At 62.7% G+C, this 25,405-nt stretch carries 21 protein-coding genes; 6 read left to right on the forward strand and 15 right to left on the reverse strand.

Annotation, left to right across the window (positions count from 1 at the left end; genetic code table 11):
• Nucleotides 1–15: 15 nt before the first annotated feature.
• Nucleotides 16–918 carry a LysR family transcriptional regulator gene (locus AB4Z52_RS01125; protein WP_442216054.1) on the reverse strand — a complete coding sequence of 301 codons (903 nt, stop codon included), beginning with the start codon at nucleotides 916–918 and terminating at the stop codon, nucleotides 16–18.
• Between the two features lie 121 nt (nucleotides 919–1,039).
• Between AB4Z52_RS01125 and AB4Z52_RS01130 the strand changes: the two genes are divergently transcribed.
• From AB4Z52_RS01130 to AB4Z52_RS01140, 3 genes are all read left to right on the forward strand, one after another.
• The gene (locus AB4Z52_RS01130; protein WP_442216055.1) at nucleotides 1,040–1,780 is read left to right on the forward strand and encodes an SDR family oxidoreductase; all 741 of its coding nucleotides are present in this window, start codon (nucleotides 1,040–1,042) and stop codon (nucleotides 1,778–1,780) included.
• Between the two features lie 77 nt (nucleotides 1,781–1,857).
• Nucleotides 1,858–2,760, forward strand: a complete 903-nt coding sequence (locus AB4Z52_RS01135; protein WP_442216056.1) for an SDR family NAD(P)-dependent oxidoreductase — start codon at nucleotides 1,858–1,860, stop codon at nucleotides 2,758–2,760.
• 169 nt (nucleotides 2,761–2,929) lie between these two features.
• A complete protein-coding gene (locus AB4Z52_RS01140; RefSeq protein ID WP_442216057.1) occupies nucleotides 2,930–4,138 on the forward strand; it encodes an adenylate/guanylate cyclase domain-containing protein in 1,209 nt (402 codons plus the stop codon).
• A 13-nt stretch (nucleotides 4,139–4,151) separates the two neighbouring features.
• Here AB4Z52_RS01140 and AB4Z52_RS01145 read toward each other — a convergent pair whose 3' ends face one another.
• Nucleotides 4,152–4,460: a hypothetical protein gene (locus AB4Z52_RS01145; RefSeq protein ID WP_442216058.1), complete on the reverse strand. Its 309-nt coding sequence runs from the start codon at nucleotides 4,458–4,460 to the stop codon at nucleotides 4,152–4,154.
• 256 nt (nucleotides 4,461–4,716) lie between these two features.
• Here AB4Z52_RS01145 and AB4Z52_RS01150 point away from each other — a divergent pair, with 256 nt between their 5' ends.
• A complete protein-coding gene (locus tag AB4Z52_RS01150; RefSeq protein WP_442216059.1) occupies nucleotides 4,717–6,519 on the forward strand; it encodes an adenine deaminase C-terminal domain-containing protein in 1,803 nt (600 codons plus the stop codon).
• A gap of 40 nt (nucleotides 6,520–6,559) precedes the next feature.
• Here the strand turns inward: AB4Z52_RS01150 and AB4Z52_RS01155 are convergent, their stop codons facing one another.
• From AB4Z52_RS01155 to AB4Z52_RS01215, 13 genes are all read right to left on the reverse strand, one after another.
• A complete protein-coding gene (locus AB4Z52_RS01155; RefSeq protein WP_442216060.1) occupies nucleotides 6,560–8,524 on the reverse strand; it encodes a 3-hydroxyacyl-CoA dehydrogenase NAD-binding domain-containing protein in 1,965 nt (654 codons plus the stop codon).
• 15 nt (nucleotides 8,525–8,539) lie between these two features.
• A complete protein-coding gene (locus AB4Z52_RS01160) occupies nucleotides 8,540–8,935 on the reverse strand; it encodes a RidA family protein (protein ID WP_442216061.1) in 396 nt (131 codons plus the stop codon).
• Complete coding sequence (locus AB4Z52_RS01165) at nucleotides 8,913–9,344, reverse strand: acyl-CoA thioesterase (RefSeq protein ID WP_442216062.1); 432 nt, start codon at nucleotides 9,342–9,344, stop codon at nucleotides 8,913–8,915. Before AB4Z52_RS01165 ends, AB4Z52_RS01160 begins: the two co-directional genes overlap by 23 nt.
• 9 nt (nucleotides 9,345–9,353) lie before the next feature.
• Nucleotides 9,354–10,541, reverse strand: a complete 1,188-nt coding sequence (locus tag AB4Z52_RS01170; RefSeq protein ID WP_442216063.1) for an acyl-CoA dehydrogenase — start codon at nucleotides 10,539–10,541, stop codon at nucleotides 9,354–9,356.
• Nucleotides 10,542–10,555: 14 nt separating this feature from the next.
• Nucleotides 10,556–11,740 carry an acyl-CoA dehydrogenase family protein gene (locus tag AB4Z52_RS01175; protein WP_442216064.1) on the reverse strand — a complete coding sequence of 395 codons (1,185 nt, stop codon included), beginning with the start codon at nucleotides 11,738–11,740 and terminating at the stop codon, nucleotides 10,556–10,558.
• Between the two features lie 4 nt (nucleotides 11,741–11,744).
• The gene (locus tag AB4Z52_RS01180) at nucleotides 11,745–12,596 is read right to left on the reverse strand and encodes an enoyl-CoA hydratase family protein (RefSeq protein ID WP_442216065.1); all 852 of its coding nucleotides are present in this window, start codon (nucleotides 12,594–12,596) and stop codon (nucleotides 11,745–11,747) included.
• Nucleotides 12,593–13,381 (reverse strand): SDR family NAD(P)-dependent oxidoreductase, encoded by a 789-nt coding sequence (locus tag AB4Z52_RS01185; protein ID WP_442216066.1) that lies wholly within the window; start codon nucleotides 13,379–13,381, stop codon nucleotides 12,593–12,595. Before AB4Z52_RS01185 ends, AB4Z52_RS01180 begins: the two co-directional genes overlap by 4 nt.
• Nucleotides 13,382–13,395: 14 nt before the next feature.
• On the reverse strand, nucleotides 13,396–15,714 hold the full coding sequence (locus AB4Z52_RS01190) for a bifunctional salicylyl-CoA 5-hydroxylase/oxidoreductase (protein WP_442216067.1): 2,319 nt from the start codon (nucleotides 15,712–15,714) through the stop codon (nucleotides 13,396–13,398).
• A 171-nt stretch (nucleotides 15,715–15,885) separates the two neighbouring features.
• Complete coding sequence (locus AB4Z52_RS01195) at nucleotides 15,886–16,737, reverse strand: ATP-binding cassette domain-containing protein (protein WP_442216068.1); 852 nt, start codon at nucleotides 16,735–16,737, stop codon at nucleotides 15,886–15,888.
• Entirely contained in the window at nucleotides 16,727–17,614 is an 888-nt protein-coding gene (locus tag AB4Z52_RS01200) for an ABC transporter ATP-binding protein (protein WP_442216069.1), read from the reverse strand. The genes AB4Z52_RS01195 and AB4Z52_RS01200 overlap by 11 nt, the downstream gene beginning before the upstream one ends.
• Complete coding sequence (locus AB4Z52_RS01205; RefSeq protein ID WP_442216070.1) at nucleotides 17,611–18,504, reverse strand: ABC transporter permease; 894 nt, start codon at nucleotides 18,502–18,504, stop codon at nucleotides 17,611–17,613. The genes AB4Z52_RS01200 and AB4Z52_RS01205 overlap by 4 nt, the downstream gene beginning before the upstream one ends.
• Nucleotides 18,497–19,504, reverse strand: a complete 1,008-nt coding sequence (locus AB4Z52_RS01210) for an ABC transporter permease (protein WP_442216071.1) — start codon at nucleotides 19,502–19,504, stop codon at nucleotides 18,497–18,499. The genes AB4Z52_RS01205 and AB4Z52_RS01210 overlap by 8 nt, the downstream gene beginning before the upstream one ends.
• A gap of 223 nt (nucleotides 19,505–19,727) precedes the next feature.
• Entirely contained in the window at nucleotides 19,728–21,263 is a 1,536-nt protein-coding gene (locus AB4Z52_RS01215; RefSeq protein WP_442216072.1) for an ABC transporter substrate-binding protein, read from the reverse strand.
• Between the two features lie 337 nt (nucleotides 21,264–21,600).
• Here AB4Z52_RS01215 and AB4Z52_RS01220 point away from each other — a divergent pair, with 337 nt between their 5' ends.
• Nucleotides 21,601–23,754 carry a thiamine pyrophosphate-dependent enzyme gene (locus AB4Z52_RS01220; protein WP_442216073.1) on the forward strand — a complete coding sequence of 718 codons (2,154 nt, stop codon included), beginning with the start codon at nucleotides 21,601–21,603 and terminating at the stop codon, nucleotides 23,752–23,754.
• Nucleotides 23,755–23,764: 10 nt separating this feature from the next.
• Nucleotides 23,765–25,324 carry an indolepyruvate oxidoreductase subunit beta family protein gene (locus tag AB4Z52_RS01225; protein WP_442216074.1) on the forward strand — a complete coding sequence of 520 codons (1,560 nt, stop codon included), beginning with the start codon at nucleotides 23,765–23,767 and terminating at the stop codon, nucleotides 25,322–25,324.
• Nucleotides 25,325–25,405 lie beyond the last annotated feature (81 nt).

The raw sequence follows: 25,405 nt of genomic DNA on the forward strand, positions 1-25,405 counted from the left end.
TTTGGACGGCGCAATTCAGGTTTCGGCTTCGGCCTGCCGATTGAAGACCTTGGCGACCCAGTCGATGAAGACGCGCACGCGCGGCGAAAGCTGGCGATTGCGAGGGTAGAGCATGGAGACCGGCGTCCGGGTCAGCGGAAAGTCCGCGAGGACCGCAATCAGCTCGCCGGATTGCAAGGCCTGTTCGACGTGATAGCGCGGCACCTGGATGATCCCGAGGCCGAGCTTTGCCGCGGCGACATAGCTTTCCGCGGCATTGACCGACACGACTGCGGGCAAGGGGTAATTGCGCACCGCTCCGTCGACGGTCAGTTCCAGTGGCAGCAGACCGCCGGTCGCGCTCGATCGAAAGCCGACGATGCGGTGGCCCTCGAGCGCATCGGGATGGATCGGCATGCCGTGGCGCGCGATATAGGCAGGCGACGCCAGGGTGATCTCCTCAAGCATGGCGACGCGGCGGGCGATCATGTCGCTGTCCTGCAGGTCGCCGACGCGCAGGACGCAATCGATGCCCTCGCGGACAAGGTCGACCAGCCGGTCGCCTTCGCTGATGTAGATATCGATATCAGGGTAGGCTTCCAGAAAGCCCGGCAGGCTCGGCAGGACGAAATGGCGGGCAAGCGTGCCGTGGACATCGACCCGTAGCTGCCCCTTCGGTTTCGCCCCGGCAAAGGCGCTTTCGGCGTCCTCGATCTCCGAGAGGATACGAAGGCAGCGCTGATAATAGGCCTCGCCGTCAAGTGTCGGTGCGACTTGTCGGGTGGTTCTCTGCAGCAGGCGGACGCCGAGCCGCGCCTCCACCTTCTTGACCGCGTCGGTCACCGTCGAGCGCGGCAGGCCGGTGTCTTGCGCCGCCAGGGTGAAGCTGCGCCTTTCCACGACGCGGGTGAAGACCCGCATGGCATCGAACCTGTCCATCTTTTTGTTCGTAACCTCCGGATAGTGATGCCGAACAATGCCTGATTATGCGCGAAATGAAAGGTTGCATCTTCTCCTCATCGAAACGCGCTGCGGCGCACATCCATGAAGGAGACGAGAAATGTCGAAGAACACAGGCAAAGTCGCGATCGTCACAGGCGCATCCCGCGGCATTGGCGCTGCCATCGCCGAGCGTCTCGCATCCGAAGGCTTCACTGTCGTCATCAACTATTCCGGCAACGCAGGGCCCGCCGACGAGCTTGCCAAAAAGATCGAGGCAAGAGGCGGCAAGTCACTGACGTCCAAGGCCGACGTCAGCGATGCGGAAGCCGTTCGGCGCATGTTCGAGGCCACGGAGGCTGCATTCGGCGGCGTTGATGTCCTCGTCAACAATGCCGGCATCATGACATTGGCAAGGCTTGCCGACGCCGACGACGCCAATTTCGATCGCCAGATCAGCGTCAACCTGAAGGGCTCGTTCAATACCCTTCGCGAAGCCGGCAAGCGCCTGCGCGACGGCGGCCGCATCGTCAATTTTTCGACAAGCGTCGTCGGGCTGAAGCTTGAAAGCTACGGCGTCTACGCCGCGACCAAGGCTGCCGTCGAGACGCTGACGGCGATCATGTCGAAGGAAATGCGTGGACGAGGGATCACCGTCAACGCGGTTGCTCCCGGCCCGACCGCCACCGACCTCTTCCTCAACGGCAAGAGCGACGAACTGATCGAACGCATGGCGACGATGAACCCGCTGGAGCGCCTCGGCACGCCGGAAGACATCGCCGCTTCCGTCGCCTTCCTGGTCGGCCCCGACGGCGGCTGGATCAACGGCCAGGTGCTGCGCGCAAACGGCGGCATCGTCTGAGCCCGAGCTCTCCGGCAGCGGTCAGGAAGGTCGCCGCTGGACTGAACTTCCTCAATCTCAAAAGAAGGAACTGCATCATGAGCAAGCAAGTCATCGTCAACACCGGTGCATCGGGCGGTTTCGGCGCGCTTGCCGCCCGTGCTCTCGCCAAGGCCGGCCACACCGTCTATGCCGGCATCCGCGCCACGCAGACCCGCAATGCCAAGGCCGTCGCCGATGCGGCCGTCTTCGCTAAGGAAAACAGCGTCGACCTGCGCTCCGTCGAGTTCGATGTCGCCGATGACGCGTCCGTCGAAGCTGGCATCGCCAGTATCATCGCCGATGTCGGACATCTCGACGTGATCATCCACAATGCCGGTCACATATCCTTCGGCCCGGCGGAAGCCTTCACGCCGGAGCAGTTCGCCGAACTCTTCGATATCAACGTGCTCAGCACCCAGCGCGTCAACCGGGCCGTACTTCCCCATTTGCCCAAGCAGGGCAAGGGCCTTGTCGTCTGGGTGTCGTCATCAAGCACACGCGGCGGCACGCCGCCCTATCTGTCACCCTATTTTGCGGCAAAGGCGGCGATGGTTTCGCTTGCCGTCTCCTACGCCTCCGAGCTCAGCCGCTGGGGCATCGAGACGTCGATCATCGTCCCCGGTGCCTTTACCAAGGGCACGAACCATTTCGTCCATTCCGGCTCGCCCGCCGACAAGGACCGTGCCGCCGAATATGACCAGGGACCTTACGCCGGCGTTCCGGATCAGGCGCTGAAGGGCCTTGCCGCGCTGGAACCTGCGGACGCGGACGCTGGAAGCGTGGCGGTCGCCATCGTCGATGTGATCGGCATGCCGTTTGGCGCGAGGCCGTTGCGCGTCCACATCGATCCGTCCGAAGACGGCGCGGAAATCGTCAATGGCGTTGCCGATCGCGTGCGCGCCGAGATGTTTCGCCGCATTGGCCTGGAAGACCTGCTGACGCCGCGGATCAACGCGTAGAGCCTGTGGCTCGCCAGGCCAGCTCGTCAGGCCAGCATCACGTCAAATCGCCGCTTCGGGACCCCTCGAGGCGGCCTTTGGCTGTCCTTGCCGCTAATTTATCCAACTGACGCTTTCTTGTCGGCGTGTTTGGTATTAAATCGGCTTCACAGCAGATGGGACGACATCCATGCAAGACAAAGACATCGGCGAGATTGCTGCATGGCTCATGCAGCAAGGTCTGAAAGGTACGTCGGAGGCCGACCTGCTTGCCGGGTTCTGCGATGCCTGCCGCGCGCGTGGCCTCGACATCGACCGCGGTATGGCGTTGATGGACACGCTTCATCCGGTCTTCGAAGGACGGGTTTTCCGTTGGGACAGCACCGAAATCATAGAACCGGTCCTCGAATACGGCCCTACGGGCGAGGGGACGGCTGCTGAGACCTGGCAGAACTCCGCTTTCTACCATCTTTTGGAAAATAAGCTGGACGAGGTCCGCCGCCGTTTCAACCTCGGTGACCCCGCCGATTTCTACCTGCTCGATAAGCTGAAGGACGCCGGATATACCGACTTCATCGCCTTCGTGCATCGCTTTGAAGATACCGGCACGATCGGCGAGATGGATTGCTTTTTCTCGCATTTCTCGACGATGACCGCCGCCGGCTTCAGCGATGACGACCTCTCGGCCCTGCGTCGGCTTATCCCTGCGCTGGGGCTGGCGGTCAAATGCACGGCACTTGGCCGGATCGCCCGGACGATCGCCGAGGTCTATCTCGGCGAGGATGCCGCCCGGCATGTTCTCGAAGGCAAGATCATGCGGGGGAAGACGGAGCGCATTTCGGCAGCACTCTGGTTTTCCGACCTTGCGAACTATACCCGCATCTCCGACACCGCTGAGCCGGACGAGATCATTCCGATGCTGAACGACTACGCCGATGCGGTGATTTCGTCGATCCACGAGGCTGGCGGCAATGTGCTGAAGCTGATGGGCGACGGGACGCTGGCGATATTCAAGGCGGAGGAGATGGGCGATGCCTGCGCGGCGGCGCTGAAGGCGGAATCCCTGCTGCGCCAGCGGCTGCGGGATCTGAACTCCCAGCGCCAGATCGAGGGCCGGCCGGTGACGGACGTCTATCTCGGCCTCCATATCGGCGATGTGTTCTACGGCAATATCGGCAGCCAGGACCGGCTGGACTTCACGGTCATCGGCCCTGCGGTCAACGAGGTCAGCCGTATTGCTTCGATGTGCCATTCGGTTGATCGGGATATCCTGATGTCGGCCAGCTTTGTTGACGCGGCGCGGGTTTCTCAGCGAAACGACCTGGTTTCCGTCGGCCGCTATGCGCTCAGGGGCGTCAAGCGCGCGCAGGAGCTGTTCACGTTGATTTCCGCGGATTGACGGCCGCTTGCGATCAAGGGCGTAGGTCGCTGCCGGGCTGGCAGGTCCAGACGACGCAAGTGGCGGTGTCGGAGGCGGGGAAGCTGGTCTTGAGCCCGGTACCGCTGCCAAAGCAGACGTCGGGATCGGCGACCGCTCGATCGTAGATCGCCAGGCCGGGCGTCGTCTTCGACGCATAACGCAGGATAACAGCCCTTTCCTTCTGCACGAGCGCGTGAATTGCCGAGCACGAAATCCGCGTCGAGATCTGTGTCGATATCGCCAAGGCTGGGGATGAGACGGCGAAAAGTCCGAGGCCGAGGCCAAGTATGGTCGTTCTCATGTCGATTTCTCCATTTCCACGTTCTCAAGCACCGACAGTCTCACAGACGGCGGCCGAAAGAAGCCCGTTTCTTGCTAGAAACGCGAATGTTCAGGAAGTGCTCCGCCCAGGCCTTTCCTCACTTGAAGTCCCTCTTCAAAGCAGCCTAACATGCTCAAATGAAAAGCATGTTCAAATTCTATGCAATACGATTGCAGGCGTCCTTCCTGCCGTAGCCGGCATTCCCAGGTATCACCGATTTGAGGACTGGATCTCCATGACCACGCTCACCCGTTTCTCCGTCAAGCCGCTATCGATCATGACACGGACGCTTGCCGACGTTGCTTTTGGCCGGCGCGAACCCGACCTGGTGATCCAGGGCGCCCGGGTGCTTTCGACCTATTCCGAGCGCATTCTCGCCGACAGGGAGATCTGGATTTCCGGTGGCCGTATTGCTGCCGTCAAGCCTGCCGGCAGCTACAGGGGAAGCGCTGCCCGGCGCTTCGACGCCAAGGGCGGCATCATTGCGCCGGGACTGGTCGATCCGCACATCCACATCGAATCCAGCATGGTGACGGCCTGCGCCTATGCCGAGGCGGCGCTGCTCAATGGCACGACGACGATCTTCTGCGACAGCCACGAGATCGGCAATGTGATGGACGTGGCCGGTGTCGAGGCGATGCTCGAAGATGCGCGGCATGCGCCGCTGTCGATCTTCCTGACGGTGCCAAGCACGGTTCCTGCGACCTCTTCGGCATTGGAGACGGCCGGCGGTGACCTGACGCCTGAAAAAATTGCTGGGCTGTTCGATAAGTGGCCGGAAGCGGTGGCGCTCGGCGAGAAGATGGATTTCGTGCAGGTGGCGATGGGCGATGAGCGCAGCCACGCGATCCTTGCAGCGGCCCTGCAACGCGGTCGCCCCGTATCCGGCCATGTCTACGGCCGCGAATTCGTTTCCGCCTACGCCGCGTCGGGCGTTACCGACACGCATGAGGCAATCGACCGCGAGATCGCCGACGACATGCTCGAGGCCGGCATCTGGCTGTTTCTGCGCGGCGGGCCGCCGACGACGCCGTGGCACAGCCTGCCCCATGCTATCAAGACGATCACCGAGCTTGGCGCGTCGCACAAGCGGATCGCGGTATGCACCGACGACCGGGATGCGGACGACCTCTTGCTGTTCGGTCTCGACTGGGTGACGCGCGAAGCGATGAAGGCGGGGATGTCGCGGGAGCAGGCTTGGGCCATGGGCTCCCTGCACGGTGCGACACGCTTCGGCATGGACGGTGAAATCGGCGGGCTCGGCGGCGGGCGCCGCGCCGACCTGGTGCTTTTGACCGACGAATTGAAGCCGGTCAGCACTTGGTATGGCGGCGAGCTCGTGGTCGAGGACCGCAAGATCACGCCGATCCTCGATGCGGCACTCTCCAATGCCTATCGTTATCCCGAGGCCGCCTATCACACGGTCAAGCTTCCAAAGAACCTGAAGCTTTCACCCGACCTGCCGACCGAGCCGGTCATCGCCCATACGATCAAGACCGAGCTGCCGGGGATTACGCTTGGCCACGTGACGCTCAGGCTCGAGCCTGCAAGCGATTGGGAGACGCATTTCGAGCGCCACGGGCTCTGCTTCGTGACCGTCGTCGAACGCCATGGAAAATCGCCGGGCAATGTTGCCCATGGGCTGCTGAACAGCTTTGGCCTCAGGAAAGGTGCCGTCGCCTCGTCGGTCGGCCATGACAGCCACAACATCATCGTCGCCGGCACCAATGAGGCCGATATGCAGGTGGCGCTCGATGCGATCGAGGCCAGGCAGGGCGGTGTCTGTGTGGTGATGGACGGCAAGGTCACGGCCATGGTGCCGCTGCCGATTGCCGGTCTTTTGTCGGACAAGCGCGTGCACGAAGTTGCCGAAGAGGTGAAGCTTTTGAAGGTGGAATGGGAAAAGGCGGAATGCACGATCGCCTATATGGGCTTCAATCTCATCCCGCTTTCAGTGATCCCGGAAATCCGCATCACCGACAAGGGACTGGTACTGGTGCCCGAAATGACCATAAAACCGCTGTTCGAGCCAGCCTGAGCCGGATGCCTCGGGGGAGCTGCCTCAGGCCCGCAGACAGTCAGCGCTGGCCGGCTGCAAACATCGGGCCGCCCTTGTGGGCCGGGAAGCCGTAGCCATTGATCATCACCAGATCGATGTCATTAGGTCGTGCGGCTATGCCTTCGCGCAGGAGCCGGTTGCCCTCGTCGGCCATGGCTTTCAGCAGTCGCGTGACGACCTCGTCAGCGGTGAAGGAGCGGGGGGCGATGCCCTTTTTCGAGCGTACCTGTTCAATGAGCGCCGTGACTTCAGGGTCGACGGCACGTTTGCCGTCGGGATAGGCATACCAGCCGCGTCCCGCCTTCTGGCCAAAGCGCCCGGCCTCGCAGAGCCAGTCGGCGATTTCCACGTAGCGCGCCTTCGGGTCGCGGCTTGCTGCCTGGCGCTTGCGGCGGGCCCAGGCGATCTCAAGCCCGGCCATATCGTAGACGGCAAACAGGCCCATCGGAAATCCGTAGGCTTCGAGTGCTGCGTCTATCTCGTGCGGCAGGGCGCCGTCCTCAACCATGAATTCCGCCTCGCGCCGATAGGCCGAGAAGATGCTATTGCCGATGAAGCCTTCGGTGACGCCGCTGACGACCGGCAGTTTGCCCAAGCTCTTGGCAAAGGCGAGCGCGCTTGCCAGCACATCCGGCGCCGTCTTCGCGCAGTTCACGACCTCCACCAGGCGCATGATATTGGCCGGCGAAAAGAAGTGCAGGCCGACGATCCGCTCGGGATGGCGCGTTGTTGCGGCGATATCATCGGGATTGAGATAGCTGGTGTTGGTCGCAAGAATGGCGTCGTCGCGGACGACAGCGTCGAGGCGCTGGAAAAGCTCGGTCTTGACGGCGAGGTCGTCAAACACCGCCTCGATAACGAGGTCGGCAACGGCGAGCGCCTCGGCCTTGGCGGTGACCGACAAGCGGTCCAGCCTGTCTTTCAGGCCGCTTGTATCGAGGCGGCCGATCTGCACGGCTTTGCCAAGCAGGCCCTCGATGCGCTCGCGACCTTTTTGCGCGGCTTCCTCGGTCTGTTCGAGGCCGAGGACGTTGTAGCCGGCGTTGAGCGCTGCAACGGCGATGCCTGATCCCATCAGGCCGGTTCCGACGACGCCGACAGTCTCTATCCGGCGCGGCGTGACCTTTTCCAGCCCATCGACCTTGCCGGCCGAACGTTCGGCGAAGAAGACATGCCGCAGTGCTGCCGCTTCCTCGCTGTCGCGCAGACGAAGATAGGTCGCGCGTTCGTCCGCAAGGCCGTCAACGAGCGATGTCCTAGCCGCGTCGACGACTAACCGGACGGCCTCTCCTGGAGCCGTCTGGCCGCGGGACTTGCCAAGCACCATGCGGGCTGCCGCATCGATTGCGACACTGTCCTCGGGTGGGACAGGCAGTTCGCCGGTGCGGCGAGGTGGCTTTCCAGCAAGTTCCACAACAAGCGTTTTCGCGCCTGCCAATGGGTCGGAATCGGTGCCGTCGACGAGGCCAAGCGACAGAGCCTCTTTTGCCTTGACGACCCGGCCGGTGCCGATCAGATCGATGGCGGCGAAGGTGCCGATCAGGCGCGGCAGGCGCTGCGTACCGCCGGCTCCAGGCACAATGCCGAGCTTTACCTCCGGCAGGCCGAAGCTGGCCTCTACGCTCGCGATGCGTCCGTGGCAGGCAAGGATGATCTCGCAGCCGCCGCCGAGTGCTGCACCATTGACAGCGGCGACCACCGGCTTCTTGAACCCTTCGATGCGATTGATGACATCGGGCAAAAGCGGCTCGACCGGCGGCTTGCCGAGTTCCTTGATATCAGCACCGCCAACGAAAGTGCGGCCGGCGCCTATAAGCGCGATGCCGACGATGGTCGCATCTGCCTCGGCATGATCGAGTGCAGCCATTAGGCCGACGCGCACATGGGTGGATGTCGCGTTGACCGGCGGATTGTCGATCGTGACGACAAGGACGCCGTCGACAAGGGTTGCCGATACGCTTTGCGAAAAGCCCGATGCCGACATGGCCGACCCCTCCAGTTATTCCGGGATGACGGCGGTGGCCTGGATTTCGATCTTGGCGCGGTCCTCGACAAGGGCGACGACCTGCATGGCGGCCATGGCGGGGAAATGCCGGCCGATGATCTCGCGGTAGGCCTGGCCGATGCCCTTGAGGTTGTCGCGATATTCCGCCTTGTCGGTGAAATACCAGGTCATCGCGGTGATATGCTGCGGTTCGGCGCCGCCCGATGCAAGGATGGCGACGACATTCTTCAGCGTCTGGCGGACCTGCGCGACGAAGTCGTCGCTTTCGAATTCGCAGTTCTCGTTCCAGCCGATCTGGCCGCCGACGAACACCATCCGGCCCGTGGCTGACATGCCGTTGGCATATCCGATCGGCTTGGCCCAGCCTTCAGGCTGCAGGATCGTGTGCATCGGTCTTCTCCAGATGATGGTTCAGCGCGGCACGGATGTCGTCCGGCCAGGCAAGCGATTGATGGATGTCGAGATCGGTGGCGACGACGCGTTGGCGTGCGGTCCACAGGACCTTTCCTGCGGCGGAAACTTCATGCTCCAGATCGAGAGAGGAGCGGCCGATGCCACGCACTGCGATTGAAAATTCCAGTTCGTCACCCTGAAAGCCGGGACGTGTGAAGGTCACGTCGAGGCGCACCGTCGGCATGCCGATGCGGCGCTCCTCGATCAATGTCTTCCAGGGAAATCCAAGCGAGGCGAAATAGTCTTCCAGCACCCCGACGAGGATGTTCAGGTAGGACGGGAAATATGCGATCCCGGAGGGATCGCAATCGCCGAAACGCAGGGGCCTGGTTGTCTTGAACGCCAAGTAAGTGCCTCAGTTCGCAAATGCCGCGATGCCGGTGACGGCACGGCCGACGATCAAGGCATGGATGTCGTGGGTGCCTTCGTAGGTGTTGACGACCTCGAGGTTGACGAGGTGGCGGGCGATGCCGAATTCGTCGGAAATGCCGTTGCCGCCAAGCATGTCGCGGGCAGCCCGGGCGATATCGAGCGACTTGCCGCAGGAGTTGCGCTTGAGGATGGAGGTCAGTTCCACCGGCGGGTGGCCTTCTTCCTTCATCCGTCCGAGCCTCAAGCAGCCCTGAAGGCCCAGCGTAATTTCCGTCACCATGTCGGCCAGCTTCTTCTGGATAAGCTGGTTGGCGGCAAGCGGGCGGCCGAATTGCTGGCGGTCGAGCACATATTGCCGCGCCTTGGCATAGCAATCCTCGGCAGCACCGAGCGCGCCCCAGGCGATGCCGAAGCGGGCGGAGTTCAGGCAGGTGAAGGGGCCCTTGAGGCCGGTGACGTTGGGCAGCATATTTTCTTCGGGCACGAAGACATTATCCATCACCACTTCGCCCGTTATCGAGGCGCGCAGGCCGACCTTGCCGTGGATGGCCGGTGCTGAAAGCCCCTTCCATCCCTTTTCGAGGATGAAGCCGCGGATGACGCCGTCTTCGGTCTTGCCCCAGACAACGAAGACATCGGCAATCGGCGCATTGGAAATCCAGGTCTTGGAACCGGTGAGGCTATATCCGCCATCGACCTTCTTGGCGCGCGTGGCCATCGAGCCGGGATCGGAGCCGTGGTTCGGCTCGGTCAGGCCAAAGCAGCCGATCCATTCGCCGGTCGCAAGCCTTGGCAGATATTTCTGCTTCTGGGCGTCCGAGCCGAAAGCATCGATTGGGACCATGACCAGCGACGACTGCACGCTCATCATCGAGCGGTAGCCGCTGTCGACGCGCTCGACCTCGCGCGCAATCAGGCCGTAGGCGACGTAGCCGAGCCCCGAGCCGCCGTATTCCGGGGCAATCGTCGGGCCGAGCAGGCCGAGTTCGCCCATCTCGCGAAAGATCGCGGGGTCGGTCTTTTCATGACGGAAGGCATCAAGAACGCGGGGCGCCAGTTTCTCCTGCGCGTAGGAATGCGCGGTGTCGAGCACCATGCGCTCTTCGTCAGTCAACTGCTCCTGCAGGCGGAAGGGATCTGCCCAATCAAAGACTTCGCGGCTGTGCTGCATGGTGTTGTCTCCCATCAATTGGCTTTCAAGAGTTCGCGCGCGACGATCAGCTTTTGAACTTCGGTCGCACCCTCATAGATGCGAAGCGCACGAATCTCGCGATAGAGCTTCTCCGTTATCTCGCCACGTCTGACGCCGCGGCCGCCGAAAAGCTGAACTGCGCGGTCGATCACCTGTTGGGCGGTTTCGGTGGCCGTCATCTTGGCCATCGCCGCTTCGCGGGTGGTCGGCAGTTTCTGCACATCGCGGCGCCAGGCCGCGCGGTAGGTGAGCAGCGCCGCCGCATCGATGCCGGTGGCCATATCCCCGAGTGTTGCCTGCGTCAACTGCAGGTCGGCAAGGGCTCCCCCGAACATCGGACGAGCCTTTGCATGGACAACGGATTCGTCAAGCGCGCGGCGGGCAAAGCCGACGGCGGCCGCCGCCACCGAGGCGCGAAAGACATCGAGCGTGCGCATGGCGATCTTGAAGCCTTCGCCAGGGCTGCCCAGCCGGCGCGACGCCGGGATGCGGCAGCTTTCGAAGCGAATGGTCGCCAGCGGATGCGGCGCGATCACCTCGATGCGCTCGGCGACCGAAAAGCCGGGATCGTCGGCAAAGACGACGAAAGCCGAGATGCCGCGCGTTCCCGGCGCTTCGCCGGTTCGGGCAAATACGGTGTATACGTCGGCGATGCCACCGTTGGAAATCCAGGTCTTCTCGCCATCGAGGAGGTAGTGGTCGCCGTCGATGCGGGCAGCACAGGCCATCGCGGCGACGTCGGAGCCTGCGTCCTTTTCAGACAGCGCGAAAGCCGCCAGCCATTTGCCGGCCCGGATCTTTGGCAACACCATCGCTTTAATGGAAGCGTCGCCGGCAAGTCCGATCGCGCCGGAGCCGAGCCCTTGCATGGCGAAGGCGAAATCGGCAAGCCCGTCATGCCAGGCCAGCGTTTCGCGGGCAATGCAGACGAGCCGGGAATCGACCGGCATGGCGTCGGGTGTGCCGGTGGCGACGGCAGCCCGCAGGAGTCCGGCATCGCCGAGCGTCCGCACAAGCTTTCGGCAGGCGCCATCGACATCGGCGTGGTCGATGTCGCGGAGCGCCGCGGATTTTGCGAAATCGTCGACGTTCCGAGCAAACTCCCGATGCTCTATGTCGAAGAACGGCCATTCGAGATGATCGCGCGTCGGGCCGGGGAGGGTGGTTTGCGCCGACATCGCCTCAGTTCCCTTGGAATTCTGGCTTGCGCTTGGCTGCAAAGGCTTCGAAGGCGCGGCGGAAATCCTGTGTTGCCATGCAAAGCGCCTGGGCCTGCGCCTCGGACTCGATCATTTCGTCGATGCCCATGGCCCATTCCTGGTTCAGCATCGTCTTGGTCATGCCATGGGCAAACCACGGTCCGTCGGCAAGCGACCGGGCGAGCTTCACCGCTTCTGCCTCCAGATCGGCCTGAGCGTGCAGCCCATTGTAGAAGCCCCACGCACTGCCCTCGGCGGCTGACATGGAGCGGCCGGTGTAAAGGAGTTCGGCGGCGCGGCCCTGGCCGATGATGCGGGGAAGGATGCCACAGGCGCCCATATCGGCGCCGGCAAGGCCGACGCGGGTGAAGAGGAAGGCGGTCTTTGCCTCAGGCGTTGCGAGCCTCAGATCCGAGGCCATCGCAAGGATAGCCCCGGCTCCCGCGCAGATGCCGTCGACCGCGGCAACGATCGGTTGCGGGCATTTGCGCATGGCCTTGACCAGGTCGCCGGTCATGCGCGTGAAGGTGAGAAGCTCCGGCATCGCCATGCGGGTCAGCGGTTCGATGATCTCGAAAACATCGCCTCCGGATGAGAAGTTGCCGCCGGCGCCAGTCAGGACGATGGCCCTGACGTCGGAGGCGTAGACGAGATCGCGGAAGAGATCGCGCAGTTCGGCATAGCTTTCGAAGGTAAGTGGATTCTTACGCTCTGGGCGATTAAGCCGGAGCGTCGCCACGCGGCCGTCGTCGCTGACCTCAAAGAGGAAATGCCCTGCCTGATAATCCTTGAAGGGCTTCAGATGGCCCTGCATCGTCATGTCACGATCGCTCATCCCGCTTGAACCTCCCCACCGGCAACCGCGATTGCCTGTCCGTTGATCGATGCTGCGCCTGGCGATGCAAGCCATAGAACGGTATCGGCAACCTCCTCCGGTTTGACGAGCCGTCCCTGCGGATTGGATTTGGTGAATTCGGCGAGTGCCTGCTCGCCAGTGCGACCGGTCTTTTCGACAATCATGGCGATCGAGCGTTCGATGATCGGCGTGTCGGTGAAACCCGGGCAGACGGCATTGACGGTGATGCCGGTCCTGGCAAGCTCGACGGCGAGCGACCGGGTGAGGCCGACGACGCCGTGCTTGGCCGCCACATAGGCGCAGACATAGCCGTAGCCTTGAAGACCGGCCGTAGAGGCGATGTTGATGATACGGGCGCCCGGGCCGTGGGACCTGAGGTCGGTAAGGGCTGCCTGCGTGACAAGGAACACGCCGGTGAGATCCACCGAGATTACGCGGGACCACATGTCGAGGCTGGTCTTTTCGAAGGGCGCGGTCGGGGCCTGGCCGGCATTGTTGACGAGGATGTCGACAGGGCCGAACCGTGCCCTTGCAGCGGCAAGACCGACGGCGATTGCATCGATATCAGTGACATCGAAGCCATCGGCGACGAAAGTTGCCTCGCCAAGCTCGCAAGCGAGTGTTTCCAGCGGCTCGCGACGGCGACCGGCGAGCGTCACCCGCGCACCTTCGCTAACCAGCGCACGCGCGATCGCAGCTCCGATGCCGCTACCGGCTCCGGTGACGAGAGCGTGTCGGCCGTCGAGTTTGCCTGAGGTCGTCATCAACGATTACCCATTCATTTTCCCGGTGCCGTTGTGGCCGCGCGGGCAAGGTTGGCTTCATACTGATACTTGCCTGCGTGATACTGCTTTGGCCAGGGGATCGTGCTGATGCCGATCTTTGCGGCTTCGTGCAGCGCCCATGCCGGGTCTGCCAGATGCGGGCGAGCGACTGCACAAAGGTCGGCGCGGCCGGCGGCGATGATCGAATTGGCATGGTCGGCCTCCGAGATCGCCCCGACAGCGATGGTGGGAATGCCGATCTCATTGCGGATCTTGTCGGAGAAGGGCGTCTGGAACAGGCGTCCATAGACCGGCTGCTCTTCCTTCGACACCTGGCCGGACGAGCAGTCGATCAGGTCGGCGCCGACCTCCTTGAACATCTGCGCGAAGATCGCAGCATCCTCCGGCGTGTTGCCGCCCTCGGTCCAGTCGTTGCAGGACAGGCGAACCGAAATCGGCTTGTCCGAGGGCCAAACGGCGCGAATGGCGCGGAAGACCTCAAGCGGGTAGCGAGCGCGGTTCTCGTGGCTGCCGCCATATTCGTCGTGGCGGATGTTGGTGAGCGGCGACAGGAAGCTGGACAGCAGATAGCCGTGGGCGCAGTGGAGCTCCAGCCAATCCGCCCCCGTGGCAGCTGCCAGCTCAGCAGCGCGGACATGATCGGCCTTGACCCGATCCATGTCGGCGCGGTCCATCGCCCTCGGAACCTGGCTGTGCTTCAAATAGGGGATCGCGGAGGCCGAGATCAGCGGCCATTCGCCCTCGGTCACGGGCTGGTCGATGCCTTCCCAGGCGATCTTGGTGGCACCCTTGCGACCGGCATGGCCAAGCTGGATGCCGACCTTGGCGCCGCTGTTGCCATGGACGAAATCGACGACCCGGCGCCAACCCTGAGCCTGTTCCTCGTTCCAGAGGCCGAGGCAGCCGGGCGTGATGCGCGCATCAGGCGAGACGCAAGTCATTTCGCCAAAGATCAGCGCGGCACCACCCAGCGCCCGTGAGCCGAGATGCACCATATGGAAATCGTTGATCAGGCCGTCCTTGGCCGAATACATCGCCATAGGCGACATGACGATGCGGTTTTGCAGCGTCACGCCGCGCAGGGAATAGGGGGTGAACATCGGCGGCAGGCAGCGGTCGTTGGCGACGGCAAGGCCGGATTTCCTGGCAAACCAGCGCTCATAGCCTTCGAGCCAATCCTTGTCGCGGAGCCTGAGGTTTTCGTGGCTGATGCGCTGCGAGCGGGTCAGCATCGAATACATGAACTGTTCCGGTTCCAGCGTGTCGGCATAGCGGCGACCGACAACCTCGAACCATTCCATGGCGTTGCGCGCCGCATTCTGGATGCGGGCAACGTCGACGCGGCGGATCTCTTCGTAGGTCTCAAGCACGGCGGGGATCTTGTCGCGGGTATGGCCGTGGATCTGGAACTGGCGCGTCAGCTCGATCGCATCGTCGATTGCAAGCTTGGTGCCGGAACCGATGGCGAAATGCGCGGTGTGTGCGGCATCGCCCATCAGGACGACGTGTGAATTGCCGTTGAAATGGCTCCACTTGCCGCAGATCAGCCGATTGAAATTAAGCCAGGCCGAGCCGCGGATGTGGCGCGCATTGGTCATCAGCGAGGCGCCGTCGAGCACTTCGCAGAACAGGTCCTCGCAGAAGGCGATCGAGCCGTCCTGATCGATCCTATCGAGACCGTGCGCCAGATAGGCTTCTTCCGTCGTCTCGATGATGAAGGTCGAGGTCTTGTCGTCGAACTTGTAGATGTGCGCCTGGAACCAGCCGTGATCCGTCTTGCGGAAATCGAAGGTGAAGGCGTCATAGAGCTTGTTGGTGCCGAGCCAGATGTAGCGGTTCGGCCGAGTGATCATGTCAGGCTGGAAGATCTCCGGATAATGGTTGCGGATCCTTGAGTTCAGACCGTCCGAGCCGATGACGAGGTCGGCGTCGGGGTAGTCGAGATCGGAATTCGCGTCCGTTTCGAAGACGAGTTCGACGCCGAGGGCCTCGCAGCGCTTCTGCAGGATGTTCAAGAGCTTCTTGCGGCCGATGCCGACGAAGCCGTGGCCGGAGGTGCGCTGTCTGGTACCCTTGAACCAGACTTCGATGTCGTCCCAATGGTTGAAAGCGTCCTGGATTTCGGCAGCACTTTCCGGATCCCAGACCTTCATCGAATCCATGGTGGCGTCGGAAAAGACGACGCCCCAGCCGAACGTGTCATAGGGCTTGTTGCGCTCGACGACCTGTACGGAGTGTTCAAGGTGGAGCTTCTTCATCAGGAGGCCGAAATAGAGACCGGCCGGGCCGCCACCGATGCAGACGATTTTCATCGCAATTCCTTCCCAGTCGCTCCGCGGCAAGGGCCGCTTCAGTCCATTTATTTTAAGTTTAAAATATAATGACCAGATGTCCCGCGTCAAGCATTAAGTGGAAGAAAAGCCCCTCCCCAACCCTTCCCGAAAGGGGAGGGGCTATCCGTGGCATCCTTCGGCGCAAAACAACTATTGAGGGGTCTTCCTCTCCTCGCTCTGCATCCCTCGACCCAGCCATTGCGGATCGACCTCAGGCAGAGGAATGGCGTCCAGAAGCATGCGGGTGTAGGGGGACGATGGCGCGGCGAAGACCTGGTCGCATGGACCTTCCTCCACGACCTGCCCGTTGCGCATGACGTAGACCCGGTCGCAGATGGCGCGGATGACCGAAAGGTCGTGGCTGATGAAGGCCATCGACAGGCCGAGATCGGTGGAGAGGTCCTTCAGAAGGTTTAGCACCTGCGCCTGAGTTGAAACGTCGAGGCCGGAGACAATCTCGTCGGCGAGCACGAAGTCCGGTTCGAGCAATGCGGCGCGGGCGATGCCGATGCGCTGGCGCTGGCCGCCGGAAAGCTCGTGCGGGTTTCGCTCGAGGCAGGATTGCGGCAGCGTCACCCGCTCGAGGATTGCCGAGACCTTTCGCCCGGCCGCCTTCGCATCCGAAGCGACGCCATGCAATAGCAGCGGCTCGACGAGGATGCGGCGGATCGTGTGCCTGGGGTTGAGCGAGGCCATCGGGTCCTGGAAGATCATCTGCATACGCCGGCGCAGCGGCCGCATCCGGGCGTCGGGCATATGGGTGATATCGCTGCCATCGAAGCGGATGGTGCCGGCCGAGACATTGACGAGGCGCAGCAGCGCGCGGCCGAGCGTGGTCTTGCCGGAGCCACTCTCGCCGACAATGCCTACGGTCTCACCGCGACGGATCGTTATGTCGACGCCGTGCAACACCTTGATGCCATTGACGAGGTGGCCGGACAGCGTGCGCTGCCCGCCATAGGTGACGTCGATGCCGGTGGCGGTCAGGAGGTCATCGGCCATGCGGGGTGCGCCTTTCGTCGTCGATGCCGATCTCGTAGCGCAGCGCGGCGAACACCGCCTCTGGCACCGGCGTCAGCCCGGCATTCGGCCGGTCGTAGCGCGGTCCGGCAGCAATCAGCGACCGCGTATAGATGTGCTGCGGGTTCGACAGCACATTGGCGGTGCGGCCTTCCTCGATGACCTTACCGGCGTAGAGCAAAGTGACGCTGTCGCATATCTGGGCGACGACGCCGAGGTCGTGGGTGACGAAGATGACGGCGGTGCCGTGGGCCTCCTGCAGCCCGCGGATCAGCCGCAGGATCTGCTTTTGCACCGTCACGTCGAGCGCCGTCGTCGGCTCGTCGGCAACCACCAGCTTCGGTTCCAGCGCGAAGGCGGCGGCGATCAGGATACGCTGCCGCATGCCGCCCGACAGTTCGTGCGGATAGCAGCGTAGGACCCGCTCCGGGTCGCGGATGTGGACTTCCTCCAGCAGCTGCAGCGCCCGCTGCCTGGCATCCCTGGACGACAGGCCACGCTTCAAGCGAAGCCCGTCGGTCAACTGGCCTTCGATGCGGCGGCCGGGATTGAGGGCGGTCTGGGGGTCCTGCGGGATCAGCGAGATTTCGCTGCCGATGACGTCGCGCAATTGCCTTGGCGGCATCTTGCGCAGGTCTCGGCCTTCGAACAGGATAGTGCCGGCGGTGACACGCACGGTGTGCGGGAGAATACCGAGCAGCGCCTTGGCGATGGTCGACTTGCCGGCGCCGCTTTCGCCGACAAGGCCGCGAACCTCGCCGCGCTCGAGCGTCAGCGACACGTCGCGCAGGATCGGTGCGCCGGCATCGCGGTCAGAGACGGCGCTAAGGCCTGATATGGAAAGCAGAGACTGGCTCATCGGCGCATTACCGGGTCGAGGGCGCGGCGAAGGCCATCGCCGAGCTGATTAAAGGCTAGCACAGTGGCAAAGAGGGCCGCCAGCGGCGCTGCCAGCACCCACCAGCCGTCGTAGATAATCTGCCGGCCTTCGGCGATCATGCCGCCCCAGGTCGGGGTGTCGGACGAGACGGAGAGACCGACGAAGGATAAGATCGCCTCGACGATGACGGCGATGCCCATTTCGAGGCTGACGAGTGCAATCAGCACCGGCGCGACATTCGGCAGGATCTCGCTGAAGAGGATGCGGATGCGGGAAAAGCCGATGGTGCGGGCGGCGGTTACGTAGTCCATCTGGGCCTGGGCCTGGGTTTCTGAGCGAATCACCCGGCAAAAGCGCGTCCAGTCGATGATGACGATGGCGGCGATCACCGAATGGACGCCCGAGCCGAAGACGGCGACCAGCAGGATCGACAACAGCACCGGCGGAAACGCCATCCAGATATCGACGAGGCGGGAGATGATCCTGTCCGCCCAGCCGCCATACCAACCGGCAACGAGCCCAAGCAGCGTGCCGATGACGGCGGCGAGACTTGCGGCAACGAAGGCGACGATGAGGGCGATGCGGCTGCCGAAGATCAGCCGCGACAGCACATCGCGGCCGAGATCGTCGGTGCCGAGGAGAAAGTTCGGATCGGCGCCGTTTTCCCAGAAAGGCGGCAGGGTACCGGAGAGGAGGTCCTGTTCGAGTGGGTCCTTCGGGGCGATGAAGGGGGCCAAGATTGCAAGGACGATCAAAAACAGAATGAAGCCGCCGCCAAGGACGACCTTCGGTTCGCATAGCAAGGCGCGAAGCCCCTTCGAATGTCGAGACGGCTGCTTGGGGGCGCTCGCCACTATGACCTCAACCATGGGCAAGCCTCGGATTGAAGGCGGCGACCAAGAGATCGACCAGCAGGTTGATGACGATGAACAGGGCGCCGAAGACCAGCACCAGCCCCTGGATCAGCGGCAGGTCGCGATTGATGACCGCGTCAATCGCCATGTTGCCGATGCCGGGATAGGCAAAGATGCGCTCGACGATGACGGTGCCGCCGATCAGGAAGGTGAACTGCACGCCGGTGAGCGCAATCGTCGGGCCGACGGCGTTGCGCAGCGCCTCCTGCAGCACAAGGCGCAGGTTCGACATGCCCTTCAGCCGGGCAAGCAGGATGTAGTCCTGCACCATCGCCTCCGACAGTGTCGCCTTCAGCACGCGGGCAATGATCGCGGCAAGCGGCAGGCCTAGCGCCAATACCGGCATGACCATATGGGCGGCGATATCCGCAAAGATCGCGAGGCGGACGGTGACGAGGCTTTCGATGAGATAGAACGGCGTGGCGAAATGCGTTTCGGTGCCCGGGTCGATCCGGCCGGAAAGCGGAAAGATCGGGAAGAAGACGCCGAAGACGAGAACCAGGGCCAGCGCCCAGACAAAATCGGGCACGGCGAGGAACAACCCGTTGAGGCCGTCGAGGATGGGTTCGAGCGGTGTGCGGCGGGCAAGCGTGCCGGCGACCGCCACGGCGCCGCCAAGCAGGACGGCAAGGACGAGGGCGGCAACGGCCAGTTCGAGCGTCGCCGGCAAGCGGTCGCCGAGCAGGCCGAGCACCTCGCGCTTCAGCGAGATCGAGGTGCCGAAGTCTCCCGCCACGACCGCCTTCAGCCAGATGCCGAACTGCACTGGCAGGCTGGCGTCGAGGCCGTAATGGGCACGAAGCGCTGCGATGTCGGCGGGGGTGGCTCCCGGCGAGATCATCATGGCGATCGGGTCGCCCGGCACGACGCGCAACAGCACGAACACGATCAGTGCGACGCCGAATAGGGTTGCTGCTGCCATGATCAGGCGGTTGAGGATGGAGAGGGCTATCATCGAAGTTCAATTCCAGCCGCATGGACGGCGACGAGCCTATCGAAGTGAATGGGGCCGCTGATACCCTCCCCTTGCGGGGGAGGGTCGGCGCGAAGCGACGGGGTGGGCGTTTACTGCGTTTACCGATGCGGCGGTCACCCCCACCCGCGGCTTCGCCGCGACCACCCCCTCAACGGGGAGGTTTGGCCTGTCACGACCAGCGAACGTCTCAGCAAGCCAACAATCAAGCCTTCGACACCAGCGTCGCCTGCAGCGCGCCCGAAACGTTCGGGGTCACCTTGACGCTGGTCTTGTAGACGATCGGCTGGGCGTATTGCAGCAGCGGGATGACGTAGGCCTGTTCGGCAATGTATTTGTCGGCAGCCTTCCAGCCGGCGATGCGCTTGGCCTCGTCCTTTTCGCCCCAGAGCGGGCCTAACATGTCGTCGACATCCTTGGTCTTCCAGGCCGAATGCGGCGACGGACCGAACATGGCAAAGCCGGTCGAGGTCGTCGGATCGCCGATGGCGTTGCCCCAGTTGTAGAAGGCCGCCGGTCCGAGCTGGTGGGCGGCGCGCAGTTCGTAGTGCTTGGCGATCTCGTAGACCTCGATCTCCGCCTCGATGCCGACCTTGCGCCACATGCCGACGATCGCCTGGATCATCTCGTAATCCTTCGGCTTGAAGCCGCGGGTGGTCTTGATGGTGAACTTGACCGGCTTTGCCGGCGAATAGCCGCTGGCGGCCAGCAGCTTCTTTGCCTGCTCGGGATCGTAGGCAATCTTGATCGACGGATCGTAGGCGTCGTATTCCGGCGCTTCCAGTGTCGACAACGGCTTGCCGTAGCCGTGCAGCAGACGTTTGATGATCGCCTCCCTGTCGATCGACATGTTGGCGGCAAGGCGGACGTTCTTGTCGAGCATTGGATCGACGTTGCTGATAAAGATCATCCCGATGTCGGAGATTGGCGTTGCCACCCCATCGTAGCCCTTCTTCTTCTTGAGACGGTCGAAATCCTCGTAGGGGATTTCCAGCGTCACGTCGGAAGAGCCGGATTCGATCTCGGCGACGCGGCTGGTCGTATCGGGCACGAACTTGAAGATCACCGTCTCGAAGGCCGGCTTGCCGCCGAAATAGTCGGGGTTGGCCTTGAGGCGCAGGAAGGAATTGCCCTCATAGGCATCGACCATGTAGGGGCCGGTGCCGACTGGTTTCTTCTCGAAGCCTTCAGCGCCGACCTTGGTGTAATAGTCCTTCGGCAGGACATAGCCGGTGAGGAAGGCCATCCACTTGAAATAGGTCGGCTCGAAGCGGACGACGTCTGCGGTGATGCGGTTGCCTTCGACCTTGTAGTTGTTGGCAGTCGACCAGATGAAGGAGATCGGATTGCCACCCTTCTGGTCGGCGGCGCGGTTGAGCGACCAGACGACGTCCTCGGGCGTGAACTTCGAGCCGTCGTGCCAGGTGACGCCCTCGCGCACGTCCATCCAGACCTTGGTCTTGTCGTCGTTCCAGCCCCATTTGGTCAAAAGCCCCGGCTGGAATTTCAGGTCCGGCCCCTGGGCGATGAACTGGTCGAAGATCGAGCGATAGATCGCCTGGATCGTCGGATTGACCGCCGATGGCCCGGTTGTTGGATCAAAGGCCGGCAGATTGACGTTGAACGCGATCGTCAGCGTGTTGCTGTCGGCAGCTTCGACGATGGTCCGACCGGCGAGAATTCCCGTAATGAAAGTGGCCGCACCAAGGCTCAAGGCCTGGCGCCGAGTAAGCGTCGTCATGTGCACTCCGTTCCCCTATTCAGCGACGAGAAGACACCAAGCCGACCCGCTGCTGGCGATTTATTTTCGGAATGTTTTAATCTTAAAATAAGCATCTCGAACCGGCAAGCAGTTTCTCTGACGCTTTGCAAATTTAGAGACGGCGCGAAGGCGGCGACCAGGTCACCGTTGTTGCGATAATGTATGCTTAGGCATATAATGTCGCCATGCACTCTATCGGCAGAGGCGTCACAGCTTTAATGGAGCCTCATTTGTCAATTGACAGTGGGATGACGGCCGAAATATGCTTTTGCAAATGATTGAACAAAGCGCCTGAAAAAGGCGAAGGGGAATTGCGATGGCCGAACGTTCATTTGCGCGGGAAGTCGAGGACCTCAAGCTCGGGGAAGGCGATATCTTCCGCGGCGAGGGAATCCTGGCCATTACCAAGGCGCTGCTGCAATCCGGCGTCGCCTATGTCGGCGGTTATCAGGGCTCGCCGATTTCCCATCTGATGGACGTGCTTGCCGACGCCAAGGACGTGATGGAGGATCTCGGCGTTCATTTCGAGACGTCCGCCTCGGAGGCGGCAGCGGCAGCCATGCTGTCGGCCTCGGTGATGTATCCGGTGCGCGGTGCCGTCACCTGGAAGTCGACGGCCGGCACCAATGTTGCCTCGGACGCGCTTTCCAATCTTTCCTCGGGCGGCGTGACCGGCGGCGCGCTGATCATCATCGGCGAGGACTATGGCGAAGGTTCCTCGATCATGCAGGAGCGCAGCCATGCCTATGCGATGAAGTCGCAGCTGTGGCTGCTCAATCCGCGTCCCAACCTCCCGTCGATCGTCGAGGCGGTCGAGGCCGGTTTCGAGCTTTCGGAAGCCTCCAACACACCTGTCATGCTGCAGGTCGGCATCAGGAGCTGCCACGTCCACGGTCAGTTCGAGGCGAAGAACAACAAGCGGCCGGAATACACCCTTCGCCAGGCGCTGGAAAATCCGAAGCGTGATGTCAACCGTATCGTGTTGCCGCCTGCGACCTTCGTTCACGAGAAGCAGAAACTTGAGCAGCGCTGGCCTGCCGCCGTCGAATTCATCAAGAAGCGTCAGCTCAATGAATATTTTGGTCCGTCGCAAGGCGATGTTGGGATCATCTTGCTTGGCGGCATGTACAACAGCGTCATGCGCTCGCTGCAGCAGCTTGGGCTTGCGGATGTCTACGGCAACTGTTCGATCCCGCTTTATGTCCTGAATGTCGCCTATCCGCTGATCGACGACCAGATGGCGGCATTCTGCGCCGACAAGAAGGCCGTGCTGATGGTCGAGGAGGGCGCGCCGGAATATATCGAGCAGTCGCTGAACACCATCCTGCGCCGCCGCGATATCCAGACGAAAGTCGCCGGCAAGGATACGCTGCCGATGGGCGGCGAATATACCACGCAGGTACTGATGCGCGGGATCAAAACCTTCCTCGAAACCCACGCTCGCGTCCTACTCGGCAACCAGCCACCACTTCCCGATCCTTCGCCCGTGCTTAACGATCCTAGGGTCAAGGCACTGGCGGAAGTCGTGCCGCCTCGTCCGGCCGGTTTTTGCATCGGCTGTCCGGAGCGGCCGATCTTTGCGGCGATGAAGCTGGTGGAGAAGGAGCTTGGCGAGCATCACGTCTCGGCCGATATCGGCTGCCACCTGTTCTCGATCCTCCCTCCCTTCAATATCGGCGGCACCACGATGGGCTACGGGTTGGGGCCGGCCTCCGCCTCGGCCTTCAATGTCGAGGCCGACAAGCGCTCGATCTCGGTCATGGGCGACGGCGGCTTCTGGCATAACGGCCTTGCAACCTCCGTCGGAAATGCCGTGTTCAACAAGCAGGATGGCGTTATCCTCGTCGTCGACAATTTCTATTCGGCAGCCACAGGCGGGCAGGACATCTTGTCGTCGCGCGCCGAAAATCCGCGACGCAAGACCAACAATTCCATCGTCAATGCTGTCAAGGGCATCGGCGCCGGCTGGGTTCGCCAGATCGACCGAACCTACGATGTCGCCAAGATGCGCGACACGCTGCGCGAGGCATTGACCACCAAGGAGCCAGGCCCAAAGATCATCGTTGCGTCCTCCGAGTGCATGCTCAACAAGCAGCGCCGGGTGAAGCCGCTGTTCAACCAGGCGGTCAAGGATGGCAAGCGCATGGTCAAGGAGCGCTTCGGCGTCGACGAGGATGTCTGCACCGGCGACCATGCCTGCATTCGTCTCTCCGGCTGTCCATCCTTGTCGGTCAAGCACACCGACGACCCGCTGCGGGACGACCCGGTCGCCTCGATCGACAATAGCTGCGTCGGCTGCGGCAATTGCGGCGAAGTATCGGAGGCCGCCGTGCTCTGTCCGTCGTTCTACCGCGCCGACATCATCCATAATCCGACCGGCTGGGATCGCTTCGTGGCCCGCATGCGCAGCGCTGTCATCGGCTGGTTGCAGGCACGCCGCCAGGCCAGCCGCGTCGTCTTTGCCGATTGAGGAGAACGCCATGAACGAGAACGTACCCGTGGCAAACACCGGCCCCATCCGCCTTTCAACCGACAAGCCGATCGGCATCGCCATTCTTGCCATGGGTGGGCAAGGCGGCGGCGTTCTAGCGGACTGGATCGTGGGGCTCGCCGAAGCCGAGGGCTGGATGGCGCAGACGACCTCTGTTCCCGGCGTCGCCCAGCGCACCGGCGCGACCATTTATTATCTCGAGCTCCTGCCGGCCCGCGACGGCTTGAAGCCGATCTTCGCGCTGATGCCGACGCCGGGCGATGTCGATATCGTCCTTGCCGCCGAACTCATGGAGGCAGGCCGCTCGGTGCTGCGCGGGCTCGTCACGCCCGATCGCACGACGCTGATCGCCTCGACGCACCGCTCCTTCGCGGTCGGCGAGAAGGAGAAGCCGGGCGATGGTATCGGCAACCCAACCGTCGTCGTCGATGCCACCGATTTCGCGGCCAAGCGCACCATTGCCTTCGATATGGAAACGCTGGCGCTGAAGAACGGCAGCGTCATCTCGGCGTCGATGTTCGGCGCGCTTGCCGCCTCCGGCGCCCTGCCGTTTTCAAAGCAGGCCTTCGAGGCGATGATCCACGCCGGCGGCAAGGGCATCGAGCCCAGTCTGCGCGCATTCAACGCCGCCTTTGAGCGGGCGACCGGCAAGCTCAACGACAAAGTTTCGGCGACGCCGCACAAGCACTACGACACTCTGCCCGAAACCGCCGGCCATCCTGCGCTCGACAGGATAGTCCACCGCATCCGGGCTGAATTTCCCGCGGAAGCGCAGCCGCTGCTCTATGCCGGCGCGAAGAAGCTCACCGATTTTCAGGACCCGGCCTATGGCGATGAATATCTGACACGAATTGCCGCCCTCCATGCGCTCGACCGGAGGAATGGCGGGGCGGAGAAGGGCTTCGCATTCACGGTCCAAGCGGCCAAATATGTGGCCGTCGCGATGGCCTATGACGATGTCATCCGGGTTGCCGACCTGAAAGTGCGCGCCTCGCGCTTCGAACGTGTCCGCAAGGAAGTCGGCGCCAAGGCCGATCAGATCGTCTACATGACGGAATATATGCATCCACGCATGGAGGAGGTCTGCGGAACGCTGCCAAAGCGTCTCGGCCTGTGGATTGAAAGTCGTCCGTCGCTGTTTGCCCGCCTCGACCGCATGGTCAACAAGGGGCGGCGCGTCAAGACCGGCACGCTCCTCTGGTTCCTCAGCCTCTACGCCGTATCGGCCCTTCGCCGCACACGCCGTGAAACGTTGCGTCATTCACGCGAGGCGGACCATCGCGAGGCCTGGCTTTCGGCCGCATCAGGCCTGCTAGCCTCAAACTACGATCTTGCCGTCGAGGTGCTTAACAATCGCCGCCTGGTCAAGGGCTATTCCGACACCCATGCCCGCGGCCTGTCCAAATTCGACCGCGTGATGTCGGCCCTGCCGGCTCTCAAAGCTCGCGACGACGGCGCCGCCTGGATGAAACGCCTGCGCCAGGCGGGATTGCTGGATGAAGACGGCATTGCGCTGGATGGCGCACTTAAGACGGTGGCGACACTTTGATTTGTCACCCACCCTTTGAGGGGGGCGGGTCGGCTCGCAGTGCCGGGGCGGGTGATTTCTTGTGAAATGCTATAGTTACCC

This window comes from Rhizobium sp. 2YAF20 (assembly GCF_052114685.1).
In the GTDB taxonomy this organism is placed as follows: Bacteria; Pseudomonadota; Alphaproteobacteria; order Rhizobiales; family Rhizobiaceae; genus Rhizobium.

Bases quoted from the DNA above. Each gene is read 5' to 3' on its own strand.
- AB4Z52_RS01140 (WP_442216057.1), top strand. From the start codon at position 2,930: ATGCAAGACAAAGACATCGGCGAGATTGCTGCATGGCTCATGCAGCAA.
- AB4Z52_RS01185 (WP_442216066.1), bottom strand. From the start codon at position 13,381: ATGACGACCTCAGGCAAACTCGACGGCCGACACGCTCTCGTCACCGGA.
- AB4Z52_RS01215 (WP_442216072.1), bottom strand. From the start codon at position 21,263: ATGACGACGCTTACTCGGCGCCAGGCCTTGAGCCTTGGTGCGGCCACT.
- AB4Z52_RS01205 (WP_442216070.1), bottom strand. From the start codon at position 18,504: ATGGTTGAGGTCATAGTGGCGAGCGCCCCCAAGCAGCCGTCTCGACAT.
- AB4Z52_RS01180 (WP_442216065.1), bottom strand. From the start codon at position 12,596: ATGAGCGATCGTGACATGACGATGCAGGGCCATCTGAAGCCCTTCAAG.
- AB4Z52_RS01170 (WP_442216063.1), bottom strand. From the start codon at position 10,541: ATGCAGCACAGCCGCGAAGTCTTTGATTGGGCAGATCCCTTCCGCCTG.
- AB4Z52_RS01210 (WP_442216071.1), bottom strand. From the start codon at position 19,504: ATGATAGCCCTCTCCATCCTCAACCGCCTGATCATGGCAGCAGCAACC.
- AB4Z52_RS01200 (WP_442216069.1), bottom strand. From the start codon at position 17,614: ATGAGCCAGTCTCTGCTTTCCATATCAGGCCTTAGCGCCGTCTCTGAC.
- AB4Z52_RS01225 (WP_442216074.1), top strand. From the start codon at position 23,765: ATGAACGAGAACGTACCCGTGGCAAACACCGGCCCCATCCGCCTTTCA.
- AB4Z52_RS01155 (WP_442216060.1), bottom strand. From the start codon at position 8,524: ATGTCGGCATCGGGCTTTTCGCAAAGCGTATCGGCAACCCTTGTCGAC.
- AB4Z52_RS01150 (WP_442216059.1), top strand. From the start codon at position 4,717: ATGACCACGCTCACCCGTTTCTCCGTCAAGCCGCTATCGATCATGACA.
- AB4Z52_RS01125 (WP_442216054.1), bottom strand. From the start codon at position 918: ATGGACAGGTTCGATGCCATGCGGGTCTTCACCCGCGTCGTGGAAAGG.
- AB4Z52_RS01190 (WP_442216067.1), bottom strand. From the start codon at position 15,714: ATGAAAATCGTCTGCATCGGTGGCGGCCCGGCCGGTCTCTATTTCGGC.
- AB4Z52_RS01135 (WP_442216056.1), top strand. From the start codon at position 1,858: ATGAGCAAGCAAGTCATCGTCAACACCGGTGCATCGGGCGGTTTCGGC.
- AB4Z52_RS01220 (WP_442216073.1), top strand. From the start codon at position 21,601: ATGGCCGAACGTTCATTTGCGCGGGAAGTCGAGGACCTCAAGCTCGGG.
- AB4Z52_RS01145 (WP_442216058.1), bottom strand. From the start codon at position 4,460: ATGAGAACGACCATACTTGGCCTCGGCCTCGGACTTTTCGCCGTCTCA.
- AB4Z52_RS01195 (WP_442216068.1), bottom strand. From the start codon at position 16,737: ATGGCCGATGACCTCCTGACCGCCACCGGCATCGACGTCACCTATGGC.
- AB4Z52_RS01160 (WP_442216061.1), bottom strand. From the start codon at position 8,935: ATGCACACGATCCTGCAGCCTGAAGGCTGGGCCAAGCCGATCGGATAT.
- AB4Z52_RS01130 (WP_442216055.1), top strand. From the start codon at position 1,040: ATGTCGAAGAACACAGGCAAAGTCGCGATCGTCACAGGCGCATCCCGC.
- AB4Z52_RS01175 (WP_442216064.1), bottom strand. From the start codon at position 11,740: ATGTCGGCGCAAACCACCCTCCCCGGCCCGACGCGCGATCATCTCGAA.